Origin of the sequence: Dyella agri (assembly GCF_044904705.1) — a bacterium.
Classification (GTDB): Bacteria; Pseudomonadota; Gammaproteobacteria; order Xanthomonadales; family Rhodanobacteraceae; genus Rhodanobacter_A; species Rhodanobacter_A agri.
Genome location: NZ_JADIKL010000020.1, coordinates 1 through 15,011, shown reverse-complemented (window position 1 = coordinate 15,011; position 15,011 = coordinate 1). Strand labels below are relative to the sequence as shown.

Here is a 15,011-nt window from a genome sequence, read left to right as displayed (position 1 = left end):
CCCGAACTGTACATGGCCATCGGCATCTCCGGCGCCATCCAGCACCTCACCGGGATCAAGGACGCAGGTACCATCGTGGCGATCAACAAGGATGGCGAGGCGCCGATCTTCGAGGTGGCCGACATCGGCCTGGTGGGTGACTTGTTCAAGCTGATCCCGGAACTGGAGCAGGCACTGGGTTGAACCAGTCATGCCGTGAGCCTGACTGTTCCGTATCATCGGTACACCCTGCCCGGCCTGGCAACAACCAGCTTCGGCCTGATGGCTGCGCCACTGCTTCCGGGCACGCTCCAAGCGGACTACCGCACATCATCCTTACGGCGCCCTCACCCCGCAGGAATCCGGCACCATGCTGACGCCTGGCACCACACCACTTCGGGAATCGACGGCGCCAGCCCCGCAGCTGAGCATCGTCACGTCCGTCTACCGCTCCGAGCAGTTCATTCCCCGCTTCATCGACGAGATGGTCGCCGCCATCGGCGAAGCGGGCATCGAGCGTTACGAGCTGGTCTTCGTCAACGATGGCTCTCCCGATGAATCGCTGCAACACCTCATCCACGCGCGCGGTGCGAACGCCTCGATAAAGATTGTGGACCTGTCGCGCAACTTCGGCCATCACAAGGCGGTGATGGCGGGCCTGGCCCATGCCAGGGGCCACCTGCTGTTCATCATCGATTGCGACCTGGAGGTGCGTCCGGGCGTGCTACCGCATTTCCTGGAGACGCTCCGCGGAACCGGCGCAGATGTCGTCTATGGCATCCAGGCCAGGCGCAAGGGCGCATGGGTGGAACGTGTCGGCGGCGCGGTGTTCTGGCGCCTGTTCAATCGACTGAGCGACACCAAGGTTCCTGCCAACGTGCTCAGCGAGCGGCTGATGACGCGCCGCTATGTCGATGCGCTGCTGTCACTGGGCGATCGCAATGTCTTCCTCGGTGGCATGATGTACTGGTCGGGTTTCCGCCAGGTAGCGGTCGTCGTCGAGAAGACGCAACGGGAGAATGCCTCGACCTACTCCTTGCGCAAGCGATTCGCATTGCTGATGGAAGCGGTGACATCCTTCTCCACCGTACCGCTGAAGATGGTTCTCGCCGGCGGCCTCGGCATCACGCTGTGCGCCGGTGTCGCCGGCATCGCCCTGGTCATCCGGAAACTGCTCCACCCCGAGGCGGTACTGACCGGCTTCACTTCGCTGATGCTGGTCATCATCGGCATGTCGGGCATTATCATCACCGTGCTAGGCGTAATCGGTTTGTATATCTCGCGTATCTACACCCAGACGCAGAACCGCCCCTTGTTCATCGTTCGCGAATTTCACGATTGAGGCGCCGGATGCAAGAAGATCTCAACGCCTACCAGGGCGCTTATACCGAGCAATTTCCCTACCATCGGGATGAGGAGGCCTTGCTGGCCGCCTACGCGCGCAAGATCATCGAACGGCTGCAAGGTCAGCGAGGCTTGCGGGTGCTCAGTCTCGGCATCGGCGGACAGCGCGTCAGCCAAGCGATCCGCGATCGGCTCGACGTGACGGACTACCACATTCTCGAAGGGTCCGCGGACATCATTGCCCGCTACCGGGCCGAGACATCGCCACCGGCACATGTCTCGATCCATCACACCTATTTCGAGCAGGCGCATTTCGATCAGCCATTCGATGCCATCGAGATGGGATTCATGCTGGAACATGTCGACGATCCGGGACTGATCCTGCGCCGCTTTCGGGCCTTCCTGAAACCCACCGGCGTCCTGTTCGCGGCCGTACCCAACGCCCGTTCGCTGCACCGCCTGCTGGGCCACTCCGCCGGCCTCCTGACCGATCTGTATGCCTTGAGCCAGTACGACCGGGAGCTGGGCCACAAGCGATATTTCGACAACGCCTCGATCAGCCGCCTGGTGGAAGAATCCGGCTACGCCATCCTGGACAAGGTGGGGTTGGTGCTCAAGCCGCTGACCACGTCGCAACTGCAGCAGCTGTCGCTCGCTCCCGGCATCGAGGACGCGCTCATCAACGTCGGCTATGAGCTGCCTGACATCTGCAATGGCGTCTTGCTGACCGCGCGGCCTGCATGAAAACCGCGCTCGTCGTCAGCGCGGGCGGCTTCCAGGGACTGGGCATCGTTCGGGCCCTGCAACAACTGGATCGCACCAGGGTGCTGGTCTGCGACGTCCACGCCGAACACCTCGTGCGCTATGTCTGCGGGGAATGTTTCGTGGCCCCGCCGCTGGCGGATGAGCGCGCATTCGAGACGTTCCTGCTCGGCCTGGCGCGACATGAGCACGTGGACGCCATTTTTCCGGCGACCGCATATGAGCTACCCACGCTGGCGCGCCTCAGGAACCCGTTGGCCGACCTGGGCGCCACCGTGGCCGTGGCCGGCGAGGAACTGACCACGACGCTGCTGGACAAATTGCTTACCCAGCAATTTCTCGACGCCGCCGACTTGCCGGTACCAGAGCTGCTGGACCCGCTAGCCCACGACTATGCGCAACCCCTGTTCGGCAGGCCGCGCGAAGGCTGGGGCGGCCGTGGCACCGTGCTCCTGCGCAACCGCGAGGCGGCGCTTGTGCATCAGGCCGACTTCGCCACCCATGTGTGGTCGACGTGGTTACCTGCCTTCGAGGAGTACTCGGCCGACTTCGCGATCGATCCGCATGGCCACATCTCGCCGATCGTGCTGCGCCAGCGGTTGCGGACATCGGGTGGCTTCGCCGTCATCTCCATATCGGTGCGCGACCCGCTCATCGTCACGCTCGCTCAACGGACAGCAGCAGCCATCGCCGCAGCAGGCGGCTGCGGTATCTACAACACCCAGATAATTGCGCCACCGGATGGCAGCGCCATCGTTTCCGACGTCAACCCGCGCACCGGAACGTCCGCCACGCATGCACTCGCCGAGGGCATCAACCTGCCGGGATTCTTCCTGGGAACCGGCGCAACCACGCCGGTTCCAGACCTGCCCACACGCAGGGCGGTCAAGACCATCCGCGTGCTCGATGACATCGTCGTACCGCAACTGCATCCCACCCCCCGGGGCATCGTCTTCGACCTGGATGACACCCTGGTCAAGCACAAGGAGTGGATGCTCGAAAAGCTGCAACTCATCTATCCGGAGGTCTTTTCCTCGCGTGTTGACCGGTCCGACTTCCTGCTGTGCGCGGCGCAATTGATCGATGAGGGCGAGCGCGCGTTCCTGATCGATCGGCTACTTGCGATGCTGGCGCTGCCGGAAAGCCTGCGTACAGCGGCGGTGGATGCGTACCGGGCGGCAGTCGTTGCTTCGACGCCCCTGTTCAGCGACGTCGAGGCGACGCTCAAGACCCTGAAGGCCGCCGGCCTGCCTCTGGCCATCCTCACCGACAATCCCCCAGAGACACAGCGCGTCAAGATACGCCAGGCCCAGGCACTCGGCAGCATCGACGCCGTGGTCTACAGCCGCGAGCATGGCGGTGAGAAGCCCGCTCCCGCCGCGTTCCTGCAGGCAGCGCACGCACTGGGCATAGACCCGGCGCAGCTGGTGATGGTCGGCGACAACTACTTCCGCGATGGCGTTGGCGCGATTCGCGCGGGCTACATGCATGCCCTGATCATCCGCAGGAACGGCACGTTCCTGAGTTCCAACGAGGCCCTTGCGGCGACCGTCCCCGACGCGATCAGCCGCCGCATCGACGTCCTCGACAGCCTGCTTTCGGTCCGCCATGCCTGCCTGAGCCCATGAACGGACACAAGGTCGCGATCATCCAGTCGTCGTATATCCCGTGGAAGGGGTATTTCGACATCATCCACGACGTGGACGAGTTCATCTTTTTCGATGATGTGCAGTTCACCTCGCGCGATTGGCGCAGCAGGAACCGCATCAAGGCTGCGGGCGGTGCCCATTGGCTGACCGTTCCCGCAGGCGCAAACCGCAACCGCCTCATCTGCGAGGTAGCGCTGGACGATCCCGCCTGGCAAGAGAAGCACTGGAAAACCCTTTGCCACAACTATTCCCGCGCACCGTTCTTCCGGCAATACACCCCCTTCTTCGAAGAGCTGTATCTCGGGCAGACATGGGTGAATCTCTCGGAGATGAATCAGTCGATGACGCAGCGCATTGCCCGTGAACTGCTTGGTATCCGCACCGTTTTCACCGACTCGCGCAGTTACGCGGCGCAAGGCGCGAAACTCGAACGTATCATCGACCTGCTACGGCTCAGCGGCGCCACCAGCTATCTGTCGGGTCCGCTGGCCGCCGACTACCTGGAACCGTCGAAATTCGCGGCATTGGGCATCGACCTGCGACTCAAGGACTATTCGGATTACCCCGAATACCCGCAGCTTTACCCGCCGTTCGAACATACCGTGAGCGTGCTCGACCTGATTTTCAACACCGGTCCGCAAGCGCCTGAATACATCTGGGGTCACCGATGCGGCACCACGAACAACGACCGCTCCCCTCCGGCACAAACACCATCGTATCCGTGACCCCCTGGCCGTCCCACCACGCGTCCATCCGCCGAGCGCCCGCATGACCATTCCATTCAACCGCCCTTATCTGGTCGGCCGCGAACTCGACAACATCACCCAAGCGCACGCCATGGGCCAGCTCTCCGGCGACGGCTCGTTCACGCGCGCCTGTCACGCCTGGCTGGAGCGGCGCACCGGGACATACAAGGCACTGCTCACCCATTCCTGCACCGCGGCGCTGGAGATGGCGGCCATCCTGCTCGACTTGCAGCCGGGCGACGAAGTGATCATGCCTTCTTTCACCTTCGTCTCGACGGCCAATGCCTTCGTGCTACGGGGCGCCGTGCCGGTATTCGTGGACATCCGGCCCGATACGTTGAATATCGACGAGGCACTGATCGAACAGGCGATCACCCCCCGCACACGCGCCATCTGCGTGGTGCATTACGCCGGCGTCGCCTGCGAAATGGACACCATCATGGCGATCGCGGCGCGCCACGGCTTGCGCGTGGTCGAGGACGCCGCACAAGCATTACTGTCGCAGTACAAGGGACGTCAGCTCGGCAGCGTCGGCGACCTTGCGGCGTTGAGTTTCCACGAAACCAAAAACGTGATCTCGGGCGAGGGAGGCGCGCTGCTGATCAACGACCCGGCCCTGGTCGAGCGCGCGGAGGTCATCCGCGAAAAAGGCACCAATCGCAGCCGCTTCTTCCGCGGCCAGGTCGACAAGTACACCTGGGTCGACCTCGGCTCGTCCTACCTGCCCAGCGAACTGATCGCGGCCTTTCTGGCTGCCCAGCTGGAGGAAGCCGACCACATCACCAGCCGCCGACTGGCAATCTGGGATCGTTACCATGCGTGGGCGGCTCCGCTGGAAGCGGCCGGCCTGCTGCGCCGTCCGGTCATCCCCGCAGAATGCACGCACAACGCGCACATGTATTTCCTGCTGCTGCACGGACTGGAAGCACGCACGCATTTCATCGAGGCGATGAAGGCTGCCGGCATCGGCACGGTTTTCCACTACATTCCGCTGCACAGTTCGCCCGCCGGCCAGCGCTATGGGCGCACGTCCGGAACGCTGGCGCACACCGACGCCACCAGTGACGGTCTGGTGCGCCTGCCGCTGTGGATCGGACTGGAAAGCCTGCAGGAACACGTCATGCAAACCGCGCAGCGCGTGCTGGAACAAGCCTGAGACGCATGTACGCCCTGCCCCTCACTCCGGCAGCTGCCGTCGCCGATCAACGATGGACATCGTTGCGTTCCGCCGACCGCCGCAATGACCTCCCATGCATGTGCTGATCCGCCGCCGCTGGCGTCACCTGCTGGTGCTGCTGATCGCTGCCATCTGCGTGGCGGCAACCATCCGGCTGTTCGATTGGCAGATGGTGGCGCATGCGTTGGCGCGTCTGCGCCCGGGCCTGCTGCTGGCAGGCGCACTGCCCCTGCTGCTCGCGGCCTTCGCGGTACGCGGCCTGCGTTGGCTGCTCGTGCTGGGGATCGAACCCGACCGCCGTCGTTTCTGGCAGTCACTGTGCGCCAACGGCGCTGCTTCGGGGCTGGCCTCGCTCACCCCGTTCCAGCTGGGTGAGGTCATCAAGATCCGCTTGATTCCCGACCATCATGCCAGCGCTTGGCGACTGGGCGTTTCCGCCTTCTTCGTCGAACGGGTACTCGATCTCGGTGGGGTGTTGGGCCTGGGCCTGTGCGGCGTCGCCTGGCACTTCGGGCTGGCGTGGCTGGCCCCGTTGGCGCTGCTTCTTCCGCTGCCGGCGGGGTTGCTGCTAAGCGTCCTGGCCCTCCATCTGCACCGTCTGCCACTCCGGCTTCAGCCCTATGCGGAAGTGTTGCGGTACCGCGAACGGATCGTTCGTGCCAGCCTGCTGACGGTGATCATCTGGTTGCTCTATGCCGGTCTCTGGTGGTTCGCGGTGCTGGCCATCAACGTGCACGTGGATTTCAGCGAGGTCTGCCTGCTGCTGGGTGGCGTCATGCTGGCCGTGGTCGCCAGCATGACACCCGGCGGCCTTGGCGTGTCGGAACTCGGCAGCCGCGGCATCATGCTCTGGCTTGGAGCTTCCGTCGCCGATGCAGAGGCCGTCGCCATTGGGCTGCGCCTGCTCACGCCCTTGACCGCACTGGCCGGGGCCGCCTGCCTGCTCCTTCTGCTGCAGCATCCACGCAGCGGACAAAAGTAGGCGCAGGAACGACGTGCCCTAGTCTATCGACGGCTTCGGGATGTAGACCTTCAGCTCGGGCAGCTCACGGGGTGATTCGACCTGCCTGTAGTGCGTCTGCAGATAGCTCCATATGAGCGGGTGGGTATCTGCGTAACGCAGATCTTCGCGCCCGTCGACCCCGATGTCATAGATGAGTACAAGCGCGGGACGAGCCTGTTGCAGCCGGCCGATTTCCTGCATCTGGAAATGGTCGCTGCGTGGAAACAGCGGGTAGATTTCCTGTACCGGTGACCTGATCCCCAGCAACACGTACGCTCCCGGCCAGACCGGTGCCGCAAGCAGCGTGCCACCGCTCGGGACGTAACGATGCGACAAGCCCTCGACGACTTCGAGCGGGACCGCCGCAGTGTCACTCATGCGCAATGCGTCACCCTGTACGTCGACGACGCGCCAGTCGGATTGCGTCCGCGCCTGGTACCAGGGATGCAGCGGCAGCGCGATCAACAGCGAAGCCACCGCCAACAGTGGAAGCCCCAGCCAGCGAAGCAACACTCGGCCCAGGCCGCGCGTGGGAAGAATCAGCACGCCGATCAGGAGCGGAAATATCGCCTGGGCGAGATGAGAAACGTCCGCCCGCGAGAACGCCACGTTGAGGTAGGGAATCGCGGTGGCAACACAGGCCGCAAACTCCGGGTGGACGATCCTGCGATAGCGGCGCAGGCGATGCGCGATGACCGCTGCACCAACCACGCAAAAAAGCGGGAGCAGCAGAAACATGCCGCCCGTCACCCAACGCGCAAGCAACGCCTGCGTCAGCGCGCCATCGCCAGGCACCGTCCACGGCCAAGGCACCGGCAAGGGGAGGTTGGTGCCCCGGTACTCGAACAGGAGGAAATGGATGCTCTCCCAGAACATGGCCGCAAACTGGTGGTCCAGCACCAGCCCCAGCAGGATCGGGGAAAAGCCAATGGCTACCCCGGCCAGCCACGCCGGAACGCAACGACGCCATGCAGGAGAATCCGCGCTCAGCATCAACGCAGGCGTGGCGAGCAAGCATGCAACCACGCCATAGAATCCATGATTGCGCCCGAACACCGCTGCCAGACCAATCACCACACCATGCACCAGGAAGCGCACAGGCGATGGACGAGCCAGCACCCGCGCCAGACTGGCGACCAGGATGATCGAGATGGCCGCGTCGTAACCCTTCCACCACGGCACCATCCACAGCAGACACAACACCACCGCCACGGCGCACAGGCCCAGGCGCATCAGTCCATTACCAGTCGATCCGCGCAATACGAGCCAGACGGCTGCAACGACACCCAGTGTGGAGAACAACTCCGTCGCCGCACGCACGGCGACGGTGCCGTGTCCATGGAACAACCACAGCGCGCCGGCGGCCCAGTAGTAGCGGCCGGGATCGTAGGACACGAAATCGCGGATCGGCACTTCGCCATGCAGCACGCGCTGCACGCCGTACCAGAGGTAACCCTCGTCCCACAGATTGAAGCCGAGATGCGCTTCCAGCAGGAATCTCGCCAGAGAAGCGGCAACAGCCAACAGCATGGCCGCACAGATGATACGGCGATCCAACCGCTGCGACATGTCGTCTGAGAAGTGCCTGGACGGCGTCATCATGCCGAAACCCCGGATCGCCCGCGACATAGCCGTCGCATCATGGCGCATGCCCTTCGGCTTCGGCAGGCCGGCGCGGCAGGAACCGATGCGGGCCTTTCGCGACCGGGCAGGCCGGCACGGGTGGGCCAGCCGGCGATGTCGAAGTTGTCCTTGACCGCCACCGGGATGCCGTCGAGCCGGCCGATCACGCCATCGCGGCGGCGGTGCTCGGCGGTACGCGCCTGCTCCCGCAACAGGCCGGGACTCAGGCCTACGTAGGCGTTGAGTTGCGGATTAATGCGCTCGATCGCCTCCTGGGTCGCCTCGGCCAGCGCCTGCGGATGGGTGCGGCCGATCGCCATCCAGTGCAGCAGCTGGCACACGGTCGCACGGCGCAGGTCCAGGTCGGTGATCGGCGGCAGCGAACTCATGGCATTCCTTAGATGTGCGCTCATCCATGAACGCGAAGATCAAGAAGCGGCCATTCCTGGCCGCACTCTTCAATGGGCGTGGGCGGATTATCGCCATCACCCGTGAAGCCCGCGCAGGCCCGGAGCGTCGGGTTTGCCGCGCAGCACGCGAAATCGGACAATAGCGCATTCGACGGGTCGCGCCGGCCAGCGCCGCGACCGTCTGCATCGGCCTGCCGGAGTCCGCCATGAGCGAACGCGAAACCATGGAATACGACGTCGTCGTGGTCGGCGCCGGCCCGGCCGGGCTGTCGTTCGCGATACGGCTGAAGCAACTGCAGCCCGACACCACGGTGTGCGTGATCGAGAAGGCCTCGATCATCGGCGCACAGATCCTCTCCGGCGCGGTGATCGAACCCGGCCCGCTGGATGCCCTGCTACCTGGGTGGCGCGACGCCCCGCCACCGATCTGCGTGCCGGCGACCGAGGACGAGTTCTGGCTGCTCACGAAGACCGGTGGCCGCAAGCTGCCAGTGCCGCCGGGCATGCACAACCGCGGCAACTTCATCGTCTCGCTGGGCGCGCTGTGCGCCTGGCTGGCACCGCAGGCCGAGGCGCTGGGCGTGGACGTGTTCCCCGGCTTCGCCGCCGCCGACACCGTATTCAACGACGACGGCTCGGTCGCCGGCGTGCGCATCGGCGACATGGGCGTGGCGAAGGACGGCTCGCACAAACCCGGCTACACCCAGGGCATCGACATCAAGGCCAAGGTCACCGTGCTGGCCGAAGGCGCGCGCGGCAGCCTCACCAAGCAGCTGATCAAGCGCTTCAAGCTGGACCAGGGCAGCGACCCGCAGTCTTACTCCATCGGCATCAAAGAGCTGTGGCAGGTGCCCGCCGGCCGCGTCGTGCCCGGCAAGATCGTACACAGCTTCGGCTGGCCTGCCGACAACCACACCTACGGCGGCAGCTTCCTCTATCACCTGGACAAGGACCGCATCGCGCTGGGTTATGTCAGCGGGCTGGACTACAGCGATCCGGACTACCAGCCGTGGGAAGCCTTCCAGCAATGGAAGAACCATCCGCATGTGAAGGGGCTGCTGGAAGGCGGCAGCATCCTCTCCGCCGGCGCGCGCGCCATCGTCACCGGCGGCTGGCAGTCGCTGCCGAAGTGCGAGATGCCTGGTGCGTTGTTGATTGGCGACACTGCTGGCCTGCTCAATGTGCCCAAAATCAAGGGCACCCACCAGGCGATCCGCAGCGGCATGCTCGCCGCCGAACATCTCGCCGCCGGCGAGCTCCAGCCCACCGGCTTCGATGCGAAGTTGCGCGGCTCCGAAGCGATGGCCGAGCTGAAGAAGGTGCGCAACATCAAGCCCGCCTTCAAGAAGGGCTTGTGGTTCGGCATGCTCAACGCCGCCTGGGAAACCATCACCGGCGGCCGCTCGCCGTGGACGCTGAAGAACAAGGCCGACTGGTCCAGCCTGCACAAGCTGGGACAGCAAGAGGAGCCAAAGCGCGACTACGTGCAACGCGATCTGGCCCCACGCGACCGCCTCGCCAGCGTCTACTTCGCCGCCACCGAGCACGACGAGGACCAGCCGATCCACCTGCAGGTAGCCGACACGAACGTCTGCGTGAGCAAGTGCGCCGAGGAATACGGCAACCCCTGCACTCGCTTCTGCCCGGCCAACGTCTACGAGATCGTGCAGGACGAAGCGGGCAGGCGCCTGCAGATCAACGCCGCCAACTGCGTGCACTGCAAGACCTGCGACATCAAGGACCCGTACCAGATCATCAACTGGGTCACGCCGGAAGGCGGTTCGGGGCCGAATTACCAGAACCTGTGAGGGTGCTCCGCTGAGTGGCAAGCTGTCATGGCGTTTGAAGCGCTTGAGCTATCTCGCGCAGCGTACCCGCGCCAGCCTGGCGCTGCGCGGCTGGCGTGGCACGCTGGCACGCATGCGACAGGAATTCCAGTCGCGTCCCGAGCACGACGACACCCTTGAACTTCTGCCGCTGGATGAGTCGTTCGCGCCGTTCGCGCTGCCGGCATCGGACACGCCTCGCGTATCCATCGTGATACCGGTGCACGGCAAACTGGCCCATACCCTGGCCTGCCTGCGTTCGCTGGCGAAGCACGGCGCGCAGGCTCCGTTCGAAATCATCGTGGTAGACGACGCTTCCCCTGACGGCAGTCCCGACACCCTAGCGCAAATCGATGGTCTGCGCCTGCTGCGCAACGCGGAGAATCTCGGCTTCGTGGGCAGCTGCAACGCCGGTGCGGCGGCTACGCATGGCGAGTTCCTGCTCTTCCTCAACAACGACACCCAGGTGACACCCGGCTGGCTGGATGCGCTGCTGCGCTGCTTCGGCGAACGCGCCGACTGTGGCATCGCCGGCAGCCGGCTGGTCTATCCCGACGGCCGCCTGCAGGAAGCGGGTGGACTGGTGTTTGCCGACGGCAGTTGCTGGAACACGGGCCGCTTCGAGCCACGTGAAACGGCCGCCTATCGCTACCGTCGCGAAACCGATTACGTCTCTGGCGCGTCGCTGATGATCCGGCGCGACGTCTTTCAGCGCATCGGAGGCTTCGACACGCGCTACGCGCCGGCCTACTACGAGGACGCCGATCTCGCCTTTGCGGTGCGCAAGCTAGGCATGCGTGTGTACTACGAGCCCGCCAGCACTGTGATCCACTGCGAAGGCATCAGCGCCGGCACCGATCTCGACGCTGGCATGAAGCGCTACCAGCGCCCCAATCAGGCGAAATTCGTCGACAAGTGGAAGGTCGAGTTGGCCACCCAGCCGCCATTCGGCACGCCGCTGGAACGCGCCGTCCGCTGGCATCGGCGCGGCCGGGTGCTGGTGGTCGACGCCACGACACCCGACCCCAACCGCGACTCCGGTTCGTTGCGCCTCACCGCGATCCTGCGCATTCTCGACGAACAGGGCTGGAGCGTAGCCTTCTGTCCCGACGACGGCCGTGCCACCCCGAACGAAATCGTTGCGCTGGGTGCACTGGGCTGCGAAGTACTATGTCAGCCGGAAACCGTCGACCTGCCCGATTGGCTTCGCGGCCATGGCAGCGAACTCCACGCAGTAATGCTGTGCCGCCACACGGTAGCTGGCCAGTACGCAGCACTGGTGCGGCGCCATGCGCCGCAGGCAAGGCTGCTGTTCGATACGGTGGACCTGCACTTCCTGAGAGAGCAGCGCGCTGCCGAACTGAGCGACAAGCTCGCAATGAAGCGGCAGGCAGAAAGCTCGCGCCGCAGCGAGTTGGCGTTGATCGAACAGGTCGACATCAGCTTCGTGGTGAGTCCGCACGAGCAGGCTTTGTTGAAAGAGGTGCTACCGAGCGCCCGGGTAGAACTGCTCTCCAATATCCACGACGTGCACGGCTGCCGTCGCCCGTACGCCGAGCGCCGCGATCTGGTTTTCATTGGCGGCTTCGGCCATCCGCCCAACAGCGATGCAGTGCGCTGGATTGCAGCGGAGATTCTGCCGCGCATACGCCAGTCCCTGCCCGATCTGCGCTTGCATGTGCTGGGCGACGTGCCTGTGGCGGCGCGGTGTGAACTCACCGCGCCCGGTCTCGAATTCCACGGTCGCGTGGCTGATCTGGCCCCCTGGCTGGACGGCTGTCTCGCCTCACTGGCACCACTGCGCTTCGGGGCCGGCGTGAAGGGCAAGATCAACATGGCGATGAGCTACGGCCTTCCAGTTATCGCCACGTCCATCGCCGTGGAAGGCATGCAATTGGAAAATAGCCGCAACGTATTGGTAGCTGACGACGCGGATGGCTTTGCCGCCTCGGTACAGGCGCTGGCACTGGATGCCCCGCTGTGGGAGCGTCTCTCCGCTGGCGGCTTGGACAACGTACGTCGCCACTTTTCCCCGAAAGTCGCTGCACACACGTTGTTCATGGCCTTGTCTGACTGACCATAATTACCGGTACCGACTTCGATCCCCATTTTCATGCCGCTACCCGAGCCCGTCCGCCGCTGTCTGTTTCTGGCTTTGCGCACTGGTTTCCGAGTGCTGCCCCTGAGCACCGCCGCCCGCGACCGCCTGCGCCAGCGCTTCTTGGAACGACATGCCGGACTGGTGCCAACTGGGCCACGTGGCCGAGCTCCCGCAGGAGCCCGGCCGCGACGACCGACGCTGTACGAAGGCGAGCGCGCAATCGGCTATCGCGAAGCATGCAAAGCGCCCTTGCCTGATCCGCTGCCGGCCACCCTGGTCGCCTTTTACCTGCCGCAGTTTCATCCAATCCCGGAGAACGATGCCTGGTGGGGCGAGGGTTTCACCGAATGGCGTAACGTGGCGCGCGCACTGCCGCAGTTCGAAGGCCACATGCAACCACGCCTGCCAGGTGCGCTCGGCTTCTACGATCTGCGTTTGCCGGAGGTGATGCGCCGGCAGATGCTACTGGCACGCGAATACGGTATAGGCGCCTTCTGCAGTTACTTCTACTGGTTCGCCGGACAGACCCTGTTGGAGCAGCCGCTGCGCCAGTGGCTGGAAGACCCTTCGCTGGACCTTCCGCTATGCCTGTGCTGGGCGAACGAAAACTGGTCGCGTCGCTGGGACGGCCGCGCCGATCAGGTGCTGATCGCCCAGCGGCATTCACCGGAAGACGATCTCGCCTTCATTGCCCACGTTGCACCCTACCTGCGCGATCCGCGTTACCTGCGCGTCAATGGCCGCCCTTTGCTGCTGGTATATCGCCCTGGACTGCTGCCCACCCCCTCTGCCACCACCATACGCTGGCGCGAATGGTGTGCAGCACACGGCATTGGCGAGATTCATCTCGCTTACGTGCAGAGTTTCGACAACGTGGATCCCCGGGACATCGGCTTCGACAGCGCGGTGGCGTTCCCTCCAAACAACACCAGCCAACACCCCATCACGGCACAACAACGGCTGCTCAACCCAGAATTCAGCGGCGATGTACTGGATTGGCGCGAACTCGCTCGCGAGGTAATGGCACGACGTGAGCCGGGATACCCTCTGCACCCTGGCGTCAATCCTGGATGGGACAACGAACCCCGCCGCAGTGGTGCCGGCCGCACTTACACCCATGCCTCGCCGCGGGGTTACCAAGATTGGCTGCGTCACGCCATTGCCTCCGCGCGGCAGCGCGAACCAGAGACTGAGGCACCGCTGGTCTTCATCAACGCCTGGAACGAATGGGCCGAAGGTGCGGTACTGGAACCCGATGCCCGGCTTGGCCACGCTTGGCTGCAAGCGACGCGTTCCGCCCTGTGCAGACCGGTGCAAACCGACACACGCCCCTGTGCAGTCATCCACGTCCAGCAGCCCGAAGTACTCGGCGATCTGCTTGACGCTCTGCGCGCCAGCACTCTGGACTGGCGGCTTGTGGTGACCACCTCGGCAGAATGCGAGGCGGCCACACGCACGGTACTGGACAGACACGGACAGCGCTACGAGTTGGAAACCATGGAGAATCGCGGCCGAGATATCCTTCCGTTCCTGCGTGTCGGCGACCGCTTGCTCGATGAAGGCGTGCAGCTCGTATTGAAATTGCATACCGAATGCCCCGCCCATCTGGAAAACGGCGATATCTGGCGCCGCCAATTGGTGGAACGCCTGCTCGCACCGGAGCGTGCACCGCACTTCGTCACCACCTTCGACGAAGACCCTTCGTTGGGACTGATCGTCGCGGATGACCACATCCAATCGCTCGCCCACTGTATGGGCGCCAATCGGGAAACACTGGACTACCTCATCGCACGACTGGGCCTTGATGCCCATCACGCCGGTGAAAACGCGGAGCCCATCGCTGGCGGCATGTTCTGGGGGCGATTGAGCGCCCTGCGCCCGATACTCGACGCCCAGCTGACCGGGCGGGAATTCGAAGCCGATACCGGCCAGACCGGCGGAACGCTGGCACACGCCATCGAGCATTTATTCGCCCCTGCATCATGCTATGCGGGCTTCCATGTGAAAGACGCCGCGACACTCTCCAGTCGCTCGGCGCCACGCCCCCGCCTGACATAACCCGCCTCGAGTTTGGAGCCTGCAGACGCGCCACCCAAACCATACCCGACCGCATGGCAGGCGGCTTCAGATTAGAATCGACGCCTTTGCGCTCTACCGGCGCCAAGCAACTCGAAGGAACCGCTGATGAAGATTCTGGTCGGCTACAAGCGCGTTGTGGACTACAACGTGCGCATCCAGGTCAAGCCCGACAGCAGTGGCGTGGTGACCGATGGCGTGAAGCTCTCCGCCAATCCGTTCGACGACATCGCGCTGGAAGAAGCCCTGCGCCTCCGCGAGAAAGGCCTGGCCGAAGAAGTGGTGGTGGTGGGCATCGGCCCTGCCGACCTCACT

The 15,011-nt window shown here is 64.3% G+C and carries 12 protein-coding genes and 1 pseudogene; 11 read left to right on the top strand and 2 right to left on the bottom strand.

Features of this window, described 5'->3' with window-relative positions:
• The 7 genes from ISP14_RS18665 to ISP14_RS18635 form a co-directional block, all read left to right on the top strand.
• Nucleotides 1–183: FAD-binding protein (locus ISP14_RS18665; protein WP_404542883.1), on the top strand; the 183-nt coding region annotated here is incomplete at its 5' end.
• A gap of 166 nt (nt 184–349) precedes the next feature.
• Complete coding sequence (locus ISP14_RS18660) at nt 350–1,321, top strand: glycosyltransferase family 2 protein (RefSeq protein WP_404542881.1); 972 nt, start codon at nt 350–352, stop codon at nt 1,319–1,321.
• An 8-nt stretch (nt 1,322–1,329) separates the two neighbouring features.
• Complete coding sequence (locus tag ISP14_RS18655; RefSeq protein WP_404542878.1) at nt 1,330–2,067, top strand: class I SAM-dependent methyltransferase; 738 nt, start codon at nt 1,330–1,332, stop codon at nt 2,065–2,067.
• Nucleotides 2,064–3,713 carry an HAD-IA family hydrolase gene (locus ISP14_RS18650; RefSeq protein ID WP_404542876.1) on the top strand — a complete coding sequence of 550 codons (1,650 nt, stop codon included), beginning with the start codon at nt 2,064–2,066 and terminating at the stop codon, nt 3,711–3,713. Before ISP14_RS18655 ends, ISP14_RS18650 begins: the two co-directional genes overlap by 4 nt.
• Complete coding sequence (locus tag ISP14_RS18645) at nt 3,710–4,459, top strand: WbqC family protein (protein ID WP_404542873.1); 750 nt, start codon at nt 3,710–3,712, stop codon at nt 4,457–4,459. The genes ISP14_RS18650 and ISP14_RS18645 overlap by 4 nt, the downstream gene beginning before the upstream one ends.
• Before the next feature lie 43 nt (nt 4,460–4,502).
• The gene (rffA, locus tag ISP14_RS18640; RefSeq protein ID WP_404542871.1) at nt 4,503–5,636 is read left to right on the top strand and encodes a dTDP-4-amino-4,6-dideoxygalactose transaminase; all 1,134 of its coding nucleotides are present in this window, start codon (nt 4,503–4,505) and stop codon (nt 5,634–5,636) included.
• 100 nt (nt 5,637–5,736) lie between these two features.
• Nucleotides 5,737–6,639, top strand: coding sequence for a lysylphosphatidylglycerol synthase transmembrane domain-containing protein (locus ISP14_RS18635; protein ID WP_404542868.1), 903 nt, complete (start codon nt 5,737–5,739; stop codon nt 6,637–6,639).
• A gap of 18 nt (nt 6,640–6,657) precedes the next feature.
• On the opposite strand, the gene ISP14_RS18630 is transcribed toward ISP14_RS18635, so the two are convergent.
• Nucleotides 6,658–8,262 (bottom strand): hypothetical protein, encoded by a 1,605-nt coding sequence (locus tag ISP14_RS18630; protein WP_404542866.1) that lies wholly within the window; start codon nt 8,260–8,262, stop codon nt 6,658–6,660.
• On the bottom strand, nt 8,259–8,672 hold the full coding sequence (locus tag ISP14_RS18625) for an amidase family protein (RefSeq protein ID WP_404542863.1): 414 nt from the start codon (nt 8,670–8,672) through the stop codon (nt 8,259–8,261). Before ISP14_RS18625 ends, ISP14_RS18630 begins: the two co-directional genes overlap by 4 nt.
• 227 nt (nt 8,673–8,899) lie before the next feature.
• On the opposite strand from ISP14_RS18625, the gene ISP14_RS18620 reads away from it, so the two are divergent.
• From ISP14_RS18620 to ISP14_RS18605, 4 genes and pseudogenes are all read left to right on the top strand, one after another.
• Nucleotides 8,900–10,501: an electron transfer flavoprotein-ubiquinone oxidoreductase gene (locus ISP14_RS18620; protein WP_404542861.1), complete on the top strand. Its 1,602-nt coding sequence runs from the start codon at nt 8,900–8,902 to the stop codon at nt 10,499–10,501.
• Between the two features lie 43 nt (nt 10,502–10,544).
• Nucleotides 10,545–12,596 carry a glycosyltransferase gene (locus tag ISP14_RS18615; protein ID WP_404542858.1) on the top strand — a complete coding sequence of 684 codons (2,052 nt, stop codon included), beginning with the start codon at nt 10,545–10,547 and terminating at the stop codon, nt 12,594–12,596.
• A 36-nt stretch (nt 12,597–12,632) separates the two neighbouring features.
• A complete protein-coding gene (locus tag ISP14_RS18610; protein ID WP_404542856.1) occupies nt 12,633–14,678 on the top strand; it encodes a glycoside hydrolase family 99-like domain-containing protein in 2,046 nt (681 codons plus the stop codon).
• A 126-nt stretch (nt 14,679–14,804) separates the two neighbouring features.
• Nucleotides 14,805–15,011: pseudogene (locus tag ISP14_RS18605) on the top strand (EtfB protein); the annotation flags it as partial.

Coding starts and splice junctions, on each gene's coding strand:
- ISP14_RS18660 (WP_404542881.1), top strand. CDS start 350: ATGCTGACGCCTGGCACCACACCACTTCGGGAATCGACGGCGCCAGCC.
- ISP14_RS18655 (WP_404542878.1), top strand. CDS start 1,330: ATGCAAGAAGATCTCAACGCCTACCAGGGCGCTTATACCGAGCAATTT.
- ISP14_RS18650 (WP_404542876.1), top strand. CDS start 2,064: ATGAAAACCGCGCTCGTCGTCAGCGCGGGCGGCTTCCAGGGACTGGGC.
- ISP14_RS18645 (WP_404542873.1), top strand. CDS start 3,710: ATGAACGGACACAAGGTCGCGATCATCCAGTCGTCGTATATCCCGTGG.
- rffA (WP_404542871.1), top strand. CDS start 4,503: ATGACCATTCCATTCAACCGCCCTTATCTGGTCGGCCGCGAACTCGAC.
- ISP14_RS18630 (WP_404542866.1), bottom strand. CDS start 8,262: ATGATGACGCCGTCCAGGCACTTCTCAGACGACATGTCGCAGCGGTTG.
- ISP14_RS18625 (WP_404542863.1), bottom strand. CDS start 8,672: ATGAGTTCGCTGCCGCCGATCACCGACCTGGACCTGCGCCGTGCGACC.
- ISP14_RS18620 (WP_404542861.1), top strand. CDS start 8,900: ATGAGCGAACGCGAAACCATGGAATACGACGTCGTCGTGGTCGGCGCC.
- ISP14_RS18610 (WP_404542856.1), top strand. CDS start 12,633: ATGCCGCTACCCGAGCCCGTCCGCCGCTGTCTGTTTCTGGCTTTGCGC.